Origin of the sequence: Variovorax sp. Varisp36 (genome assembly GCF_047304235.1) — a bacterium.
In the GTDB taxonomy this organism is placed as follows: domain Bacteria; phylum Pseudomonadota; class Gammaproteobacteria; order Burkholderiales; family Burkholderiaceae_C; genus Variovorax.
This window is the reverse complement of sequence record NZ_JBGLYU010000044.1, coordinates 1-18,322: the sequence shown is the minus strand read 5'-3', so window position 1 is coordinate 18,322 and position 18,322 is coordinate 1. Positions and strand designations below refer to the sequence as shown.

Here is an 18,322-nt window from a genome sequence, read left to right as displayed (position 1 = left end):
GGGAACACAAAGGAAGACTCATGGACCTCGACATCGTCGCGCTATCGCGCCTGCAGTTCGCCGTCACGGCGCTGTATCACTTCCTGTTCGTGCCGCTGACGCTCGGGCTTTCGATCATTCTCGCGATCATGGAGACGGTCTACGTGATGACCGGTCGCACGATCTGGCGCGACATGACGAAGTTCTGGGGCGTGCTGTTCGGCATCAACTTCGCAATGGGCGTGGCCACCGGCATCGTGATGGAGTTCCAGTTCGGCATGAACTGGAGCTACTACAGCCACTACGTCGGTGACATCTTCGGCGCGCCGCTGGCCATCGAGGGGCTCATGGCCTTCTTCATGGAAGCCACCTTCGTCGGGCTGTTCTTCTTCGGCTGGGACAAGCTATCGAAAGTGGGCCACCTGATCGCGACGTGGGCCGTGGCCATCGGCTCGAACTTCTCGGCGCTGTGGATCCTGATCGCCAACGGCTGGATGCAGAACCCCGTGGGCGCGGCCTTCAACCCGCAGACCATGCGCATGGAAGTGACCGACTTCGCCGCGGTGCTGACCAACCCGGTGGCGCAGGCCAAGTTCGTGCACACCGTGTCGGCGGGATACGTGTGCGCGGCCGTGTTCGTGCTCGGCGTGTCGGCCTGGTACGTGCTCAAGGGGCGCCACCTCGAGCTTGCGAAGCGCTCGATGACCGTCGCGGCCTCCTTCGGCCTGGCCGCGGCGCTGTCGGTCGCTGTGCTCGGCGACGAAAGCGGCTACCTCTCGGGCGAACACCAGAAGATGAAGCTGGCCGCCATCGAGGCCATGTGGGAAACGCAGCCCGCGCCCGCCGCCTTCACCGTCATCGGGTTTCCCGACCAGCAGGCGCGCGAGACGCACTACGCCATCCACGTCCCGGCGGTGATGGGCCTGATCGGCACGCGCTCGCTCGACACCGTGATGCCCGGCATCGACGAACTCGTGAAGCGCGCCGAAGCCCGCATCCGCGAAGGCCTCAAGGCGTACGACGCGCTGCAGAAGATCCGCGAAGCCGGCGGCACCGGCAAGGTCACGCAAGGCGTGCGCGGCGACTTCGAGGACAACGGCATCAACATGGGCTACGCGCTGCTGCTCAAGCGCTACGTGGACGACCCGCGCACCGCCACCGACGAGCAGATCGCAAAGGCCGCGTGGGACACCGTGCCGCAAGTGGCGCCGCTGTTCTGGCTGTTCCGCGTGATGGTGGGCATCGGCATGCTGCTGATCGTGCTGACCGCCACTTTCTTCGTGCTGTCGGCACGCCGCAGGCTGGACCGCTACCGCTGGCTGCTGAAGCTCGCCGTGTTCGCGATTCCGCTGCCGTGGATTGCCATCGAGTCGGGCTGGCTGGTGGCGGAGTTCGGTCGCCAGCCGTGGGTGATCGAGGGCGTGCTGCCAACCGCGGTGGCCGTGTCGAACCTCGGCGTGAAGACGCTGCTGCTCACGCTCGCGGGCTTCGTCGCGATCTACAGCACGCTGCTCGTCATCGAGATGAAGCTGATGCTCAAGGCCATCCGCAAGGGGCCTGAAGCCGAGCACGCGCCCGACGAGGGCGACACCCGCTCGCACGTTCCGCCGGCGCACGCCGGCGCCGCTGTTGCCACCACCGGGAGCGCCGCATGATCCTTCACACACTCCTCGACTACGACACCCTTCGCATCATCTGGTGGCTGCTGATCGGCGTGCTGCTGGTGGGCTTCGCCGTGACCGACGGCTTCGACCTGGGCAGCGGCATGCTGCTGCCTTTCGCGGCGCGCAACGACATCGAACGCCGTGTCGTCATCAACAGCGTGGGCCCGGTGTGGGAAGGCAACCAGGTGTGGCTGATCCTCGGCGGCGGCGCGATCTTCGCGGCGTGGCCGCAGCTGTACGCCGTGTCTTTCTCGGGCTTCTACCTGGCGATGTTCGTGATTCTCACGGCGCTGATCCTGCGGCCCGTGGCCTTCAAGTTCCGCAGCAAGCGCGAGTCGCCGCAATGGCGCGCGCGCTGGGACGGCGTGCTGTTCTTCAGCGGCTTCGTGCCCGCGCTGATCTGCGGCGTGGCCGTGGGCAACGTGCTGCAGGGCGTGCCGTTCCGCTTCGGAAGCGACATGCACATCTTCTACGACGGCGGCTTCTTCGGCCTGCTGAACCCGTTCGCCATCCTGTGCGGGCTGGTGTCGGTGGCGATGCTCGTGATGCACGGCGCGTCGTGGCTGCTGCTGAAGACGGCCGGGCCGGTCGCCGAGCGCGCGCGCAGCTACGGCATGGTCGCCGCGGTGCTCACCATCGCGCTGTATGCACTGGCCGGCGTCCTGCTGGCGACGAGCATCGGCGGCTATCGCATCAGCAGCGTGGTCGATGCGATAGGACCGTCGAATCCGATGCTGAAGACTGTCGAGCTGCACGCCGGTGCGTGGACCGCCAACTACACTGCGCACCCGTGGACATGGGCCGCACCGGCCGCGGGCTTCGTCGGCGCGCTGGGTGCGCTGCTCGGCCTCGCGCTGCGCCGCCCGGTGCTCGCGCTGCTCGCGGCGGCGCTCGGCATCGCCGGCATCATCCTCAGCGTGGGGGCATCGATGTTCCCGTTCATCCTGCCGTCGTCGATCGATCCGCGCGCGAGCCTCACGGTGTGGGACTCGTCGTCGAGCCACCTCACGCTGTTCATCATGCTGGTGGTCACGGCCTTCTTCATTCCCCTGATCGTGGCCTACACCAGCTGGGTCTACCACGTGCTGTGGGGCAAGGTCGACGAACAGGCGATCCGCGACGAGAGCGGTCACGCCTACTGAACGGAGGAAAAAAGATGTGGTACTTCGCCTGGATCCTCGGTCTGCCGCTGGCAGCCGCTTTCGCCGTACTCAATGCCATGTGGTACGAACTCATGGACGACGACGCCATCCGCAGGGAGAAGCTCGAGATGCCAGAGGCGCCGCAGGGGCAGGAGCGGCTTTGAGAGTCCATTCGCTTTTTGCGGTCAGTCTGGGGGCGTGCACAGGCCACCGGGTACTCCTCTCCGCGAAGGTCCCCCGTCGGCGTGAGCGCCCCCGAACGGCGCCCCCTTCAATCCGCCGCGGGCTTCTTCTTCGAGACGCCGCCCCCCGTGATGCGGTCCTTGAGTGTCAACACCTTCGTCACCGTCGCGCCCATGCCCATGAGCTTCATGGCGGTCTCGGGCGCGAGCCGCTGCACGTCGTCGAACCATTTCATCAGCCGGTCGATCAGGTCGTGCATCTCGCGCATGCGTTCCTGCGCGTGGCGTTCGGCGTCGCTGGTGGGTGATTCGAGCAGCGCGTTGCGCAGCATCGAGAGCGTGGGTTCGATCTCGCGGCGGCGGCGCTCCTCGGCCAGCACGCGAAAGATTTCCCACACGTCCGAGGGGGCCTCGAAGTATTCGCGCCGGTCGCCCGCGTGATGCCGCAGGTGCACCAGCCGCCAGGCCTGCAGTTCCTTCAGGCCCATGCTGACGTTCGAGCGCGAGAACTCGAGCAGCTCGGCGATCTCGTCGGCGTTGAGCGCGCGCTCCGACAGGAAGATCAGCGCATAGATCTGCCCGACGGTGCGGTTGATGCCCCACTTGCTGCCCATCTCGCCGAAATGCGCGACGAACTGGCGGTTGAGGGGAGGGAGGTCGGAGGAGGTGGCCATGCCCGAATTGTCGTGCCGGATTGCTGGAATTCCGGGACGTTCTGAAAACTCAGTCCGGCTGCGCCGCCGCGGTCCTTCAGTCCGGCCCCCTCGCTCAAGCCTTCTTCTTGAACAGCTTCGCGATGCCCCACAGCGCCGCACCGCCCGCCACCACGGCCAGCTTTGCGAACTTGGCCAGGAAGGCCAGCGCAATCGCGAACAGGCCCAGCTTCTTCACCGCAACGCCGGCCACCAGCGCGGCCAGGCCGTAGGCGGCGACCTTGTCGGTCGATGAATTGAAGTCCGCGTACTTCTTGCCGTCGTCGTACTGGATTGCGGCCAGCAGCTTGCTGGCGTCGGGCTTGTATTTGTCGAGGTCCTTGGCGTTGGTGATGAGGTTCAGGCTCAGGTAGCCGTCGCGGCCCAGCGCGTAGGTGTTGTAGTTGACGCCTTGGCTGCCGTCGGTGTTGCCCTTGCGCTGGGACAGGGCCGACCACACGAGGCGGTGCGATGCGGCTTCGTACTGCGGCTTCTGCGCCCAGCCCGTCACCTCGATGGCGGGGATGCCGCGCTTGGCGCGCTCCTCGTTCGCGGCTTCGGTGCCTTCCTTCAGGCTCTTGAGCAGGTCGTCGGCGTTCCAATCCTTCGCATCGTCGTCCTTGATATAGCCCTCTTTCACGAACTTCACGACGGCCATCCAGTCGGCGTCGTCGGCGGGGAAGATCGCGCCGACGAAGGTGTCGTCGGTGCGGTTGCCCATGCTGCGCATCAACTGCGCGGCGGCGGGCGTCGGCACCCACACATAGCCCGCGGGCAGCTGAAGGTGGGCCTGGTCGCGCAGCACGATGTCGGCGGGGCCGGCCTTCTGCACGGCCTTGGCAGCCTTGAAGGCGGCGTCCTGCTCGGCTTCCAGCGAACTGGCGGTCGAAGCGGGGGTGGACGGGGTGGTGCCGGTCGGCGATGCGGCGTGGCCGGTGTGGGCCACGAAAGCGGCGCACGCGAGCAGCACGCCGGCTGTCAGGCGGGTGGTTTGAATACGCAAGTTCTCTCTCCTCGGTTGTTGTATGTCTGGTGAGCCGGGAGAGTTTAAAGAACTAGGTGTCGCTCCACTTCCTCAGCAGGTTGTGGTACGTGCCTACGAGCGTGCGGCGCGCCGATTCGTCGGCGCCGCTCTGGTTGAGCCGCTGGATCGCGTTGTCCATGTCGAACAGCAGCGCGCGGTCGCCCGCGTCGCGCACGAGGCTCTGCACCCAGAAGAAACACGCGACGCGCACGCCGCGCGTGATGGGCGTCACCTGATGCAGGCTGGTGGCGGGGTAGAGCACCATGTCGCCGGCCGCGAGCTTCACGGTCTGCATGCCGTGCGTGTCTTCCATCTGCAGCTCGCCGCCGTCGTAGCTGTCGGCGTCCGACAAAAACAGCGTGGCCGACAGGTCGGTGCGCAGCTTGCGGCCGGTGCGCGGGTCGATGCGTACGCCGCCGTCCACGTGCAGGCCGAAGCGCATGCCTTCGCTGTAGCGGTTGAACATCGGCGGGTACAGCAGGTTCGGCAGCGCCGCGCTGATGAAGGTCGGGTGGCGTTCGAGCGCGCTCGCCACGATGGACTGGCATTCGTGCGCCACCGCCGAGCCTTCGTCGATCTGCTGGTTGAACTTGACCGGCGCGCCCTGGTGGCCCGCGGTGACTCGGCCGTCGATCCACGCATCGCCGGCCGCATCGAGGCGCGCGCGGACCGCCGCAAGCGCTTCGCGGTCCAGGATGCCGGGAATGCAGACCAGCATGGCGAATCGTCTTCTTCTTCAGGGCCTCAAAGGCGGTAGGTGAGCGACAGTGTGGCGGCGCGGCCCGAGCCCGGCACTGCACGGCCGCCGTCGGAGGGGATCAGCGCGTCGTAGTAGTAGCGGTTGGCCAGGTTGAACAGGTTCAGCCGGATGTCGTACTTGGGCTGATGGTAAGCCACCATCGCGTCGAGGCGCGCGTAGCCGCCGACCTGCACGAGGTTGGTGTTGTTCGCGAAGCGCTTCGCGCTGTAGGTGGTGCCGCCGCCGATCTCCCATTCGGGCGTGATGGCGTAGGTGGCCCACAGGCTGGCCGCGTCCTTCGGCGTGTTGGCGGGCGTCTTGCCGAGCGTGCCGGGCGCGATGCCGTTGACGATGGTGGCATCCAGGTGCGTGTAGGCGCCGAACAGCTGGAGCTTGTCGGTCACCCGGCCCGCGACACCGGCGCGCGCGCCGTTCACGCGCACCGTGCCGGTCGCGCTGTAGGTGCCGTCGCTGTTCTGCGAGCGCGCGTTGGTCTGGGTGATCTGGAAGGCGGCCGCTGTCAGCGAGAGGTTGCCGTCGTTCAGGTCCCACTTGCCGCCGAGTTCGTAGGCCTTGTTCTTCTGCGGCGGCAGCGGCTGCGTGGCACCCGTGGTGGCGACGAGCTGTTCGAGCGAGGGGTTGAACGAGGTGCTGTACGACACGTAGTACGACTGCGAGGGCGTGGGCTGCCAGATCGCGCCGGCGCGCACGCTGGTGAAGTCGACGGTCTGGCTTTCGCTGCCGAGCGTGGTCGCGGTCGGGATGCTGTTGTAGACGCTTGCGCGGTAGTGGTCCTGCCGCACGCCAGCCACCAGTTTCCATTGGGGGCTCAGCTCGATGGTGTCGTTGACGTAGCCGGCCACCGTGGTGGCGCTCGCGGTGGCGAGGTTGCCGCGCAGGCTGGGCGCGGTGCCCGGCGTGTTGCCCTGGTACGGCGCGAGCAGCGGCGAGCATGTCGCGTAGCCGCTGGTGCCGCCCACCGGGTTCAGCGCCACGCCGTTGCAGGTGCCGTTGCGGTAGTACGTCTGGTTGTCGTAGGTGTCGTGGCCCAGTTCCAGGCCCGCGAGCAGGGTGTGCTTGACCGAGCCGGTGGTGAACTTCGTGTTGAGCTCGGTCAGGTTGAACAGCGACTTGTCGTGGATCGTGCGGTCATGGCTTTGCTGGCGCACCCACAGGCTGCTCAGCGGCAGCGACGAGAACGCGGCCGCGGGCGCGGCCGTGGTGCCGGTGGACAGGGGCGTGAACACGCCCTTGGTCGACAGGGTGCCGATGCCCTGCGGCGCGGTCTCGCGTGCGTCGGTGGTCACGTCGTTGTACTGCGTCTGGTTGCGGATCGACGTGTCGGGGGTGAGCTTGTGCTGCACCACGGCGCTGAAGGCCTGGATGTCGGAGATCGTGCGGTCGTCGCTGAAACCGTAGGCCGTGTCGCGGTCGACCTTGGCCGGGCGGCCGTTGAGTGGCGGCACGCCGTAGTCGGGCTGGTCGCGGTTGTGCTGCACCAGCGCCGAGAGCGTGACCTGCGTCGGCGTGTTGATGCCGAACTTCAGCGAGGCGTCGAGGCCGAAGTCCTTCAGCTTCGTCTGTTCGCGCGTGCTGGCGTCGCCCTGCTGGCCCATGGCCGCGATGCGGAAGGCCGAGGTGTCGGACAGCGGGCGGTTGACGTCGATCGTCGAGCGTACGAGGCCCGTGGTGCTGGCCGACACCGAGACCTCGCCCGCGGGCGTGAGCGAAGGCTTCTTCGTGACCTGGTTGATCACGCCGCCGGTGGAGCCGCGGCCGAACAGCATCGACGAGGGGCCCATCAGCACCTCGACCGATTCGAGCGCGAAGGTGTCGCGGTAGTACTGGGCGCGGTCGCGTGCGCCGTCGAGGTAGATGTCGGTACGCGCCGAGAAGCCGTTGAGGTTGATGTTGGTGCCGATCTGCCCGCCTTCGGCGCCGCCGATGGTCAGGCCCGGCACGTTGCGCAGCGCGCTCGCGAGCGAGGTGGCGCCTTGCGACTGCATCACGGCCTGGTTGATGACGGTGACGGACTGCGGCGCATCGCGCAGGTCGGCCGGCAGGCGGTTGAGCGAGGCAGGGTTGGCACCGAAGCCTGTCTTGTCCTGCGCATCCTGGACCTGGACTTCGCGCAGCGTGGTGGGCACGGAGGTGCCGGCAGCGGGCGAGGGCTTGGGGGCGGGCGAGGACGCGGCGGGCTGCGCGACCTGTTGAGCGAACGCCGTGGGGAGGGAGGAAGCGCACAGGCCGATCAGGGCCAGTGCGACGGGCGTGCGGCGACGCATCGAGCGGGTGGGGGGAGTCATCGTGGAGCCTTCGAGAGGACGCAAACAAAAGCGTCGGCCGGGATTCTGACTGCGAATCACTCTTGTTTGACACTTTCCTCGCCCGATGTTTGGCCGAGGAGACAGCTCCGCCGTCTTTACGTGCGAGGTCAGGTTGGAGACAGGTTATTTGGAGTAAAAGCCGCCCGCCGGTGGCCGTGCGACTCTACTTCCAGGGCGTCGGCGGCGGAATCTCGCACACCGGCTCCACGTCGACGCTCTTGAAGTCCGCCGGCGAGACGATTTCCAGGTACTCCATGTCCGGCGAGTAGTCGAACAGGAAGTGCCGGATGCCTGGCCGCTGGTGCACCACGTCGCCGGCCTCGACCAGCGTTTCCTTGTCCTCGTACATGAAGCGGGCCCAGCCCTTGACCATGATCACGATCTGGAAGTCCGCCTCATGGCGGTGCCAGCCCGTGCCCGTTTCCGGTGCCATGTTGGCCTTGACCAGATGCGCGATCACCTTGCCGTTGGTGGCTTCGGCGATACCCAGGTCGCGGTAGAGAAAAAAGTCACGCAAGCCACCCGATACGAACTCGGTGTCACCGGGCTTCACATGGGAGAACTGGGTGGCGGTACGGTCCGGCATGGGGCGCTCCTTCGCAGGTGATGGGTGTTGCGGTGCAACACGCATAAAGCGTTCCCAGGTCGGGCCGGCCAGGCGCGATTCAGCGGCCTGCGAAACTGTCGGTCGCGCGCAGCAGCTGGTCGAGGATGCCGGGCTCCGAGTAGGCATGCCCCGCGCCCTCGATCAGGTGGAACTCTGCTTCGGGCCAGGCCCTGTGCAGCGCCCAGGCGTAGCGCGCGGGGCAGGGCATGTCGTAGCGGCCGTGCACGATCACGCCGGGGATGCCGTGCAGCTTGTGCGCGTCGCGGAGCAGCTGGCCGTCTTCGAGCCAGGCGTCGTGCACGAAGTAGTGGTTCTCCAGCCGCGCGAAGGCCAGCGCGAAATGATCGCCGGCATGCGTCTCGGCGAGCGCGGGGTTCGGCAGCAGGGTGATGGTCTCGCCCTCCCATACGCTCCAGGCGCGAGCCGCCTCGATGCGCGCCACCGGATCGTCGCTGGTCAGGCGCTTGCGGTAGGCCGCGATCATGTCGCCGCGTTCGGCCTCGGGAATGGGCGCCTGGAACTTCTCCCACTTGTCGGGGAACATCTCCGACACGCCGAACTGGTAGTACCACTGCAGCTCGGCGCGGGTCACGGTGTAGATACCGCGCAGCACCAGTTCGCTCACGCGCTCGGGGTGTTTCTGCGCATAGGCGAGGGCGAGCGCGGAGCCCCACGAGCCGCCGAACACCAGCCAGCGATCGACACCTACGCGCTCGCGCAGGCGCTCGATGTCGGCCACCAGGTGCCAGGTGGTGTTGGCATCCAGGCCGGCGTGCGGCTGCGACTGGCCGCAGCCGCGCTGGTCGAACAGCATCAGGTCGTAGCGCGCCGGATCGAACAGCCGCCGGTGTTCGGGCGAGATGCCGCCGCCGGGCCCGCCATGCAGGAAGACCGCCGGCTTGGCGCCGGGCGTGCCCACGCGTTCGTAGCGGACGAGGTGGCCGTCGCCCACGTCGAGCATGCCGGTTTCGTAGGGTTCGATCGGGGGGTACGGTTGGCGCAGGTCGGGCATCGATGGTTCTCCTTTGGCGGGTGTTGGCGCTCCGAGGTCGAGCATATGGCCCCGGGGAAGATGAGCTGCGGCAACGTGTCGGAGCTTGCCACGCATGTCGTCGAAACACGGCTTGACGAGCCCATGGGCCCTCCAGATACTCAACCGTATGGTTCACTCAATCGCCCTCCCGGACGCCGTCACCCTCGACGCAGTCTTCGCCGCGCTTTCCGATTCCACGCGCCGCGCGGTGCTCGAAACCCTGGGCGAACGCAGCCTCAGCGTGACCGAACTGGCCGAGCCGCACGGCATGTCGCTCACCGGCTTCATGAAGCACCTGCGCGTGCTCGAAGAGGCCGGCCTGATCTCGCGCACGAAAGAGGGCCGCATCGTGCGCTGCGCGCTTTCGCCCCTGCCTATGCAGGAGGCTGCCGTGTGGTTGTCGCGCTACGAGAAATTCTGGACCGGGCGCCTCGATGCACTGGCGCGCTTTCTCTATCACCAGGAGGAGACCGAATGGAGAACCCTTCTGCCCGAGACGCCGCCGAGCGCCCCTCGCTCACGCTCCGCCGGCACTACCGCGTTGCGCCCGACAAAGTCTGGCGCGCGTGGACCGACCCGCAAGCGCTGAAGCGCTGGTTCGGGCCCGCGGAGATCGTCTCGGTCCCCATCGCCGAGGTCGACCTGCGCGTGGGCGGCCGCTTCCGCGTGGCCATGCTGGCGGCCGACGGTGAAACGCACGACGTGAGCGGCACCTACCTCGAGGTGGTGCCCCATCGCAAGCTGGTCTTCAGCTGGGCATGGCGCAGCACGCCGGAGCGCGAGTCGCGCGTCACCGTGCGCATCGAACCCGATGCCGAGGGCTGTGAACTGGTGTTGCTGCACGAACAGTTCTTCGACGAGGCCGCGCGCGACAGCCACACCCACGGTTGGACCGGCGCTCTCGCCAAGCTCGAAGGCTGGCTGCTGCCGCCAGCGTGAAGCGCGTGCACCCGAAGCCCCGGGTGGCGCCGCATTGCCGCAGCGATGACGAAACCCCATACTGGGGCTTCCACGACGCGATGGATTACCGGAGCCTCCCATGAGCAATGAACTGCGCAAGAAGCTGCACGACCTGGCCGAACTCTGCGACAACACCTCCGACCCGCAGACCAAGGCCATCATCGAGGCGATCCGGCTCCAGACAGCCGTGCTGAACGAACGGCTGTTTTCCATCGAGCTGCAGGTGGGCGCGCTGACCAAGCGCATGGAAAACACGACCGACTGAGGGGCGGCCGCTTTGTGGGGATAATCCCGGGCATGAGCGGCAACACCTTCGGAACACTCTTCGCGGTCACCAATTTCGGCGAGTCGCACGGCCCGGCCATCGGCTGCGTCATCGACGGCTGCCCCCCCGGCATGGCACTGAGCGAGGCCGACATCCAGGGCGACCTGGACCGTCGGCGCCCCGGCACCAGCCGCCACGTCACCCAGCGCAACGAGCCCGACGCGGTGCAGATCCTCTCCGGCGTGTACGAAGGCAAGACCACCGGCACCCCGATTGCACTACTGATCCAGAACTCCGACCAGCGCAGCAAGGATTACGGGCAGATTGCCCAGCAATTCCGCCCCGGCCATGCCGACTTCACCTACTGGAAGAAGTACGGCATCCGCGACCCGCGCGGTGGCGGGCGTTCCTCGGCGCGGCTGACCGCCCCCATGGTCGCGGCCGGCGCCGTTGCCAAGAAGTGGCTGGCCGAGAAATACGGCATGGTGTTCCGCGGCTGCATGACGCAGATCGGCGAAATCGCCATTCCGTTCGAGAGCTGGGAGCACGTGCCCAACAATCCCTTCTTCGCCCCCATCGCCGACGTGAGCGCGCTGGAGGACTACATGGACCGCCTGCGCAAGGCCGGCGATTCGTGCGGCGCGCGCATCCGCGTCACCGCCACGAACGTGCCCATCGGGCTCGGTGAGCCGTTGTTCGACAAACTCGACGCAGAGATCGCCTACGCGATGATGGGCATTAACGCGGTAAAGGCCGTCGAGATCGGCGCCGGCTTCGACAGCGTCACCCAGCGCGGCACCACGCATGGCGACTCGATCACGCCCACCGGCTTCGTCACCAATAACGCGGGCGGCATCCTCGGCGGCATCAGTTCCGGGCAAGACCTGGAGGTGACCATCGCGATCAAGCCGACCAGCTCGATCATCAGCCCGCGCCAGTCCATCGACATCCACAACAACCCCGTCGAGGTCGTTACGAAGGGCCGCCACGACCCGTGCGTCGGCATCCGCGCCACGCCCATCGCCGAGGCCATGCTGGCGCTGGTGGTCATGGAGCACGCGCTGCGCAACCGCGCGCAGTGCGGCGACGTGCAGACGCAAGCCAACGCGACCGAAGCTGCGTCGCCGCAGGCGTCCTTCCTGTAGTGTCCGCCCCGCCGCCAGTGGCCGCCGGGCGCGGCCACCTGCTGGCGTTCGCTGGTCTGTCGGCCAGCTATTTCGCGCACATCGGCTTCTTCAATCCCTACCTGCCACTCTGGCTCAAGGACCTGGGGCTTCCGATCTTCACCATCAGCCTGCTGGCGTCGGTGCAGTCGATCACGCGGGTGTTTGCGCCGTACGCCTGGGGCGCGCTCAGCGACCACACGGGGCAGCGGGTCAAGCTGCTGCGCTTCAGCGCGGCGGTGGCGCTGCTCAGTTCCTTCGGGCTGTGGTGGCACGGCGGTGCCTGGTGGCTCGCGCTGGTGCTGCTCGTGATGTTCACCCACACCAGTTCGATGATGTCGCTCACCGAGGCCGCAATGGCGCAGCTGGTGGCCGGCGACTGGGGGCGCTACGGGCGCATCCGGCTGTGCGGCTCGGCCGGCTTCCTGCTCACGGTGTTCGTGGCGGGCGAGTGGTTCGAGCGCTTCGGCATGAAGCACTTTCCGGCCTGGGCGGCCGGCACGCTGGCCATCGTGCTGCTCGCGACGATGAAGCTGCCGGACGTGCGCGAGCCGCCCGCCGCCCACGATGCGGTGAGGGTGCCCATCGGCCCGGTGCTGCGCAACCCGTCGGTGCAATGGTTCTTCGCGGCGCTGTTCTTCCAGGTGATGTCGCACTTCTCGGTGTACGCGTTCTTCTCGCTGTACCTCGATTCGATCGGCTACGGCAAGAGCACCATCGGCCTGCTGTGGGCGCTGTCGGTGGTGGCGGAGATCGTCTGGTTCTTCCTGCAGGGCCGGCTCATCGGCCTGATGCCGATGCCGCGCTGGATGCTGGTGTGCGGCATCGCGGCCGTCGCGCGGCTGGGGTTGACGGCAGGGCTCGGCGGCTGGATCGCGGCGCTCGTCGTGGCGCAGTGGCTGCATGCGCTGAGCTTCGCGGCGCACCACACGACCTGCATCGCGGTGGTGTCGCGCCGCTTTCCCGGCCATCTGCGCGGACGCGGCCAGGCGCTGTTCACGGTGATCGGCTATGGCTTTGGCGGCGTTCTGGGCGTGCTGCTTGGCGGCGCGGTCGCGCAGGCTTTCGGCTACCGCACGATGTTCACCGCGGCGGCGCTGCTGGCGGTGCTCGGCAGCCTGTGCGCATGGCAGGTGGTGAAGCTGGAGCGGATGGAGCGAGCGCGCAACGCCTGAACGCGAACCGGTGCACCGAAGTGACACGGGCCTTGCATGCCCGTGTCATCGCAGCCTCCTACGCTGCGCGCTTCGCAATTTCTCCTCATTTCCCATGTCCGTTTCCGACGATTCGCGCGGCGCCCGCGCGCCGCGCGTTGCCGCGCCTGCCGAACCGAGCAATTCCCCATCGAATGGCGGTGACAACCACCGCACCCCACCGCGCCGCCAGGTGCTCAAGCTGGGTGCATCGCTGCTGACGGTCAGCGGCAGCAGTGCCTTGATTGCCGCCTGCGGCGGTGGTGGCGGCGGCAGTTCACCCGCCTTCGGTCCGCTGCCAGCGCCTGCATCGGCGCCAGCACCCGCGCCGACACCGGCATCCACGTCGGCACCAGCACCCACGCCAGCACCGCCGGCCGCCGCTGCCAAGATCTCCAGCTTCGCGCTCGCCGTGATGCCCGACACGCAGTTCTATGCGCGCTACGCCACCGCCGCCGAGAGCGACCAGTACGACAAGCGCTTCGGCAGCGCACCTTTCGCCGCGCAGACGAAATGGATCGCGGCCAACGCCAAGGCGTTGAACATCCCGTTCACCATCCATCTCGGCGACGTGGTCGACCAGGTCGGCAAGCCCGACCAGTGGAAGGTGGCCGATGCCGCCATGAAGGTGCTCGAAGACGCGAAGCTGCCCTACAGCGTGCTTGCCGGCAACCACGACGTGCTGAAGGATTTCGACTACAGCGTCGACCCCGTCGGCGGCACCGATGCCGACCGCGACCCCACCAAGGAGCCTTACATCCAGTGGTTCGGCCCCGAGCGCGCGAAGAAGCAGACCACCTTCGGCGCGCGCGACCCGAGTGGCTTTCACGAATACCACGTGTTCGAGGCGCAGGGCCAGAAGTTCATGGTGCTGTCGCTGTCGTGGCGCATCTCCGCCGCGGGCATTGCCTGGGCTCGCCAAGTGATTGCGAAGAACCCGACGCTGCCCGTCGTTCTGGTGAACCACCAGTTGCTGAATATCGACGCCGACGGCAAGAGCCCGCTCGAAACCGATTACGGCAGGATGCTCTGGGAGAAGCTGATCCGCGACAACGACCAGATCTTCATGACGCTCAACGGCCACCATCACGGCGCCGCGCACCTCACGAAGACCAACGACTTCGGCCACAAGGTCGAGGAGATGGTGGTCGATTACCAGATGGCCTACCAAGGCGGCAACGGCCTGATGCGCCTCTACGAATTCGACCTGACGAACAAGCAGATCAAGGTGCTGTCGTTCTCGCCCTGGGTGCCGCAGAAGCCGGCCAATACGCTGAATACCTTCGACCAGGCAGTGCTCACCACCCCCAACGAAGCCTTCGTCATCGACGTGGACTTCGCGCAGCGCTTCGCGGGGTTCAACAAGAGCTTCGGCACCGGCAGCGCCACCATCGACAGCTCCCTGGTAGACCAGGCCCGCGCGATGATCCTGGCCAACTACAAGGACCCGGCGACGGTCGAGCAGCGGCCCGCCGCGAATTCGGACGACTACCCGAAGGTCGCGAACACGCTGGCGCACTGGCGCTTCTTTGGCGGCGCGGTCAACCAGCCGGTGCTGCCGGGCACCGTCGTCGCGGACGTCACGGGCAACAACCCCCTGCACCGCGATGCGCTGAACCAGGGCGGCATCGTCGGCGCCGCCGATGGCGACATCGTGTGGACCGACGACCGGCACTACCTGTCGGCGGCGCCGGGCTCGGTGCGCTTCCTCAACACCAACAAGAACACGCCGCGGCTGAGCTACTTCCTCACCGACGCGGCGGCGCCGATCAACGCGCAGACGCTGGAGAACGGCTACACGGTCGAGGCCTTCATCAAGATCGACAAGAGCTGGGCCAGCGGCAACCAGGCGTGGATGAACATCATGACGCGCGACGGCCGCCGCGGCGATCTGGCTGGCTACTCGGGTGGCGATCCGGAGTCTCCGCCGATGCTGTTCGCCATTTCGAGCCTGCGCGAGGTGCAGTGGGAGGTGGTGCCGAGCCCGGCCGGCACGCGCGCGCCCAAGGCCAATTGGTCAGGCGAAGTGATTGCCGACCGCTGGGTGCACGTCGCGATCGTGAACGACCCGGTGTCGCACGACACCACGATGTACGTCGAAGGCGCGCCGGTGCTGCGCAATGCGTCGGCCATCCCGGGCTTGGCCACGCTTTCGGCCACCTCGCCGTGGGTGGTGGGCGGCGGCTCGTGGGACGGCGCTCGCGCCGACGGCTTCTTCGGCAACATCGGCGAGGTGCGCGTGGTGGCGGCGGCTTTGACGCCGGCGCAGTGGCTGACGTCGCGCAAGGCGGCATGAGCCGTTGGATTTCTTTTCGGGGATGAATTGCGGGGCTGATCCCGGGAGCATGGGATTCTTGCTATTCCGCACGGGTCTGCAATAACCCGCTCGAGTTGCCGATCGCCAGCAAGGCCTTTGATTGGGCTGCGCTGTCGGTCGGCCGCATCTCCATTTTTTGCATTGGGTCTTACGCAAATTGACCATTTAGAATAATTGGAAAGGTAATTCACGGGGAGGTGGGCGTGGCGCTCATTTTTAAAACAATATTCTTATTCGTTTTATTGCAATTGAGCAATTTGGCTTATTTGCCGGATGCAGAGGCGCAATGAGCCGCCGCGTCAGCATCCAGACGCCGCTGGGCGAGGCGTTGCAATTTCGCCAATTGGTGGGCCGCGAGGCACTGAGCCAGCTCTACGCGTTCGACATTGAACTGCTGGGCAGCAGTAACGGCATCGACCCCAAGGCGCTGCTGGGCAAGGCGGCCACCGTGGCGGTGGAAACCGAGGGCGGCGTGCGCTACCTCGGCGGCATCGCCACCCGGTTCGGCCTGCAGCAAGAAGACGCGCGCCATTCCTTCTACCGCCTGCAATTGCGTCCCTGGTTGTGGCTGGCCACGCGGCGCAGCGACTTCCGCATCTTCCAGGGCAAGAGCGTGCCCGACATCGTCATGGAAGTGCTCGGCAGCTACGGCTACCCCATCGAGAAGAAGCTCACGCGCGGCGACTACCGGCGCTGGGACTACTGCGTGCAGTATCACGAGAGCGACTTCAACTTCGTCTCGCGCCTGTGCGAACTCGAAGGCCTCTACTTCCACTTCCGGCACGAGGCGAGCCAGCACGTGCTCGTGTTCGCAGACGACATCGCGAACTCGCACAACCCGCTGCCCGGCGGGGAGGAGGTGCGCTACCACCCGCTGGAGAAGTCCGGCATGGGCCAGCGCGAGCGCATCTACGCGTGGGAGATCGCCGAAGAGGTGCGACCCGGCCATCACTACAACGACGACTACGACTTCGAGAAGCCCAAGGCCGAGCTGTCGCACCTGCGGCAGATGCCGCCCGGGCACGACCACGACGCCTACGAACAGTACGAATGGCCGGGCGGTTTCGTGCAGCACGGCGACGGCGAGACCTATGCGCGCATCCGCAACGAAGAACAGCTCAGCCAGCGCAATCGCGTCACCGGCAGATCCAACCTGCGCGAGCTGGCCACCGGCCACACCCTGCGGCTGACCGGCCATCCCAGGGCCGACCAGAACCAGCAGTACCTGCTCGTGGGCGTGAGCTACCACCTGCAGGAGAACCTGCAGGCCAGCGAAGGCGCCGACGGCACCGAAGGCTCCGTGCAGCGCTTCGCCTTCGAGGCTCAGCCCACCAGCTACGCGTGGCGCCCGCCGCGCACCACCCCCAGGCCGCGTACACGCGGCCCGCAGACGGCCAAGGTGGTGGGTCCGGCGGGCGAGGAGATCTGGACCGACCAGTACGGGCGCATCAAGGTGCAGTTCCACTGGGACCGCATTGGCCAGGACAACGAGAACTCCAGTTGCTGGGTGCGCGTGTCCACCGCATGGGCCGGCACCACCTTCGGAATGACCAGCGTGCCGCGCATCGGCATGGAGGTCATCGTCGACTTCCTCAACGGCGACCCCGACTACCCCATCGTCACCGGCTGCGTGCACAACGCCGACACCATGCCTGCGTGGGAGCTGCCCGGGCAGAAGCACCTGTCGGGCATCCGCAGCCGCGAGTTGGGTGGGGGCCGAGGCAACCACATCGTGCTCGACGATACGGCAGGGAAGATCCAGGCGCAGCTGCGCAGCGATCACCAGGCCAGCCAGTTGAGCGTTGGGCATATCGGGCGCATCGAGGACACGGCTGGGCGCAAGGAGCCACGAGGCCAGGGCTTCGAGCTGCGTACCGATGGGCATGGGGCGGTGAGATCGGCCAAAGGATTGCTGGTGACCACCGAGGCGCGGGCCAACGCGCAGGCGCACATGACGGACATGGGCGAGACCGTGGGCCGCCTCACGCAGGCGCGCGACATGCACGAAGGCCTGAGCGAAGTGGCACGGGGTGCGCAGGCGCACGACGCCGGCGACCAGGACGAGGTCACGGAGATCCTCAAGGCGCAGAACGACGCCATCAGGGGCCAGGGCGGCAACCGCGAGCAGGGCGACTTCCCCGAGTTCCAGGAGCCGCACCTGACGCTGGCCAGCGCCCGCGGCCTGCAGACCGTGGCGCAAGGTTCCACCCACATCGTGAGCAGCGAGCACACCGCGCTCACCAGCGGCGGCCACACCAGCGTGAGTGCGGGCAAGAGCCTGCTGGTAAGCGTGCAAAGCGCGATCCGCCTGTTCGCCGCCAAGGCCGGCATGCGGCTGGTGGCGGCCAGCGCCGACATCGACATCAAGGCGCTGAAGGACAGCGTCAACGTGCTGGCCAAGCTCAACATCACGCAGACTGCCAACAAGATCACCATCCAGGCGAAGGAAGAGGTGGTGATCAACGGCGGCTCGAGCTACAGCCGCTGGAGCTCTGGCGGCATCGAGCACGGCACCTCCGGTACCTGGCGCGAGCACGCCGCGGTGCACAGTCTGGTCGGGCCGGCCAGCGAGGGCAAGCCTGCGCTGCCCAATCCGCCGCAGGTGCCCAAGGGCCAGCTCGATCTCTACCACCAGTACATCAAGCCGACCGGCGAGAAGCACCAGGGCGTGGCGCAGGGCGATTTCACCGTGGTCGATTCGGAAGGCGGCACGCACGCCGGAACGCTGGACCGCAACGGCTTCGCGAGCGTCGCAGGCCTGCCTATCGGCACCGCCAAGGTGACCTTCGGCAAGGACCCTCGCGATCCGTGGGAGGAGGGCAGCTACTTCGGCACGCCGCAGGACTGGAAGGGCAAGGCCCCGGCCGGCGGTGGCTTCGATGCGGCCGGCGCTGCATCGGGCGTCTCGGGGCTGCTCGGCGGGGCGGGCGGCGGCGCCGCGGCCGCGCAGGCCGGCGGCGCGGGCCCCCGCCCCCAGGGCGCGCGCCAGCTCGGCCCGGCCGCCGCGGCCCCCGCCCCGGCCCCGCAACCCCGGG

General features: G+C 67.2%; 16 protein-coding genes. 10 read left to right on the top strand and 6 right to left on the bottom strand.

Features of this window, described 5'->3' with window-relative positions:
• Nucleotides 1-20: 20 nt before the first annotated feature.
• From ACCD11_RS22185 to cydX, 3 genes are read left to right on the top strand one after another with little or no spacing between them, the layout of a single operon-like run.
• The gene (locus ACCD11_RS22185) at nt 21-1,634 is read left to right on the top strand and encodes a cytochrome ubiquinol oxidase subunit I (protein WP_007828834.1); all 1,614 of its coding nucleotides are present in this window, start codon (nt 21-23) and stop codon (nt 1,632-1,634) included.
• A complete protein-coding gene (gene cydB / locus ACCD11_RS22180; RefSeq protein ID WP_413315483.1) occupies nt 1,631-2,785 on the top strand; it encodes a cytochrome d ubiquinol oxidase subunit II in 1,155 nt (384 codons plus the stop codon). Before ACCD11_RS22185 ends, cydB begins: the two co-directional genes overlap by 4 nt.
• Before the next feature lie 14 nt (nt 2,786-2,799).
• Entirely contained in the window at nt 2,800-2,949 is a 150-nt protein-coding gene (cydX, locus tag ACCD11_RS22175; protein WP_007828837.1) for a cytochrome bd-I oxidase subunit CydX, read from the top strand.
• A 107-nt stretch (nt 2,950-3,056) separates the two neighbouring features.
• Here cydX and ACCD11_RS22170 read toward each other — a convergent pair whose 3' ends face one another.
• The 6 genes from ACCD11_RS22170 to pip form a co-directional block, all read right to left on the bottom strand.
• The gene (locus ACCD11_RS22170; protein ID WP_007828838.1) at nt 3,057-3,641 is read right to left on the bottom strand and encodes a GbsR/MarR family transcriptional regulator; all 585 of its coding nucleotides are present in this window, start codon (nt 3,639-3,641) and stop codon (nt 3,057-3,059) included.
• 94 nt (nt 3,642-3,735) lie between these two features.
• On the bottom strand, nt 3,736-4,629 hold the full coding sequence (locus ACCD11_RS22165; RefSeq protein ID WP_157632114.1) for a DUF2167 domain-containing protein: 894 nt from the start codon (nt 4,627-4,629) through the stop codon (nt 3,736-3,738).
• Between the two features lie 85 nt (nt 4,630-4,714).
• Nucleotides 4,715-5,401 carry a Fe2+-dependent dioxygenase gene (locus ACCD11_RS22160; RefSeq protein ID WP_413315482.1) on the bottom strand — a complete coding sequence of 229 codons (687 nt, stop codon included), beginning with the start codon at nt 5,399-5,401 and terminating at the stop codon, nt 4,715-4,717.
• A gap of 26 nt (nt 5,402-5,427) precedes the next feature.
• Nucleotides 5,428-7,728, bottom strand: a complete 2,301-nt coding sequence (locus tag ACCD11_RS22155; protein WP_413315481.1) for a TonB-dependent receptor — start codon at nt 7,726-7,728, stop codon at nt 5,428-5,430.
• A gap of 184 nt (nt 7,729-7,912) precedes the next feature.
• The gene (locus ACCD11_RS22150; protein WP_007828846.1) at nt 7,913-8,335 is read right to left on the bottom strand and encodes a cupin domain-containing protein; all 423 of its coding nucleotides are present in this window, start codon (nt 8,333-8,335) and stop codon (nt 7,913-7,915) included.
• A 79-nt stretch (nt 8,336-8,414) separates the two neighbouring features.
• Nucleotides 8,415-9,368, bottom strand: coding sequence for a prolyl aminopeptidase (pip, locus tag ACCD11_RS22145; RefSeq protein ID WP_413315479.1), 954 nt, complete (start codon nt 9,366-9,368; stop codon nt 8,415-8,417).
• Nucleotides 9,369-9,516: 148 nt separating this feature from the next.
• On the opposite strand from pip, the gene ACCD11_RS22140 reads away from it, so the two are divergent.
• The 7 genes from ACCD11_RS22140 to ACCD11_RS22110 all read left to right on the top strand — a co-directional run.
• The gene (locus ACCD11_RS22140; protein WP_413315478.1) at nt 9,517-9,978 is read left to right on the top strand and encodes an ArsR/SmtB family transcription factor; all 462 of its coding nucleotides are present in this window, start codon (nt 9,517-9,519) and stop codon (nt 9,976-9,978) included.
• Nucleotides 9,864-10,328: an SRPBCC family protein gene (locus tag ACCD11_RS22135; RefSeq protein WP_413315477.1), complete on the top strand. Its 465-nt coding sequence runs from the start codon at nt 9,864-9,866 to the stop codon at nt 10,326-10,328. The genes ACCD11_RS22140 and ACCD11_RS22135 overlap by 115 nt, the downstream gene beginning before the upstream one ends.
• 100 nt (nt 10,329-10,428) lie before the next feature.
• Nucleotides 10,429-10,614, top strand: coding sequence for a hypothetical protein (locus ACCD11_RS22130; RefSeq protein WP_007828850.1), 186 nt, complete (start codon nt 10,429-10,431; stop codon nt 10,612-10,614).
• Nucleotides 10,615-10,646: 32 nt separating this feature from the next.
• On the top strand, nt 10,647-11,759 hold the full coding sequence (gene aroC / locus ACCD11_RS22125; protein WP_413315476.1) for a chorismate synthase: 1,113 nt from the start codon (nt 10,647-10,649) through the stop codon (nt 11,757-11,759).
• A complete protein-coding gene (locus ACCD11_RS22120; protein WP_007828852.1) occupies nt 11,759-12,952 on the top strand; it encodes an MFS transporter in 1,194 nt (397 codons plus the stop codon). The genes aroC and ACCD11_RS22120 overlap by 1 nt, the downstream gene beginning before the upstream one ends.
• A 94-nt stretch (nt 12,953-13,046) precedes the next feature.
• Nucleotides 13,047-15,266 carry a LamG-like jellyroll fold domain-containing protein gene (locus tag ACCD11_RS22115; RefSeq protein ID WP_413315475.1) on the top strand — a complete coding sequence of 740 codons (2,220 nt, stop codon included), beginning with the start codon at nt 13,047-13,049 and terminating at the stop codon, nt 15,264-15,266.
• Nucleotides 15,267-15,573: 307 nt separating this feature from the next.
• A partial coding sequence (locus tag ACCD11_RS22110) for a type VI secretion system Vgr family protein (protein ID WP_413315474.1) occupies nt 15,574-18,322 on the top strand: 2,749 nt, incomplete at its 3' end.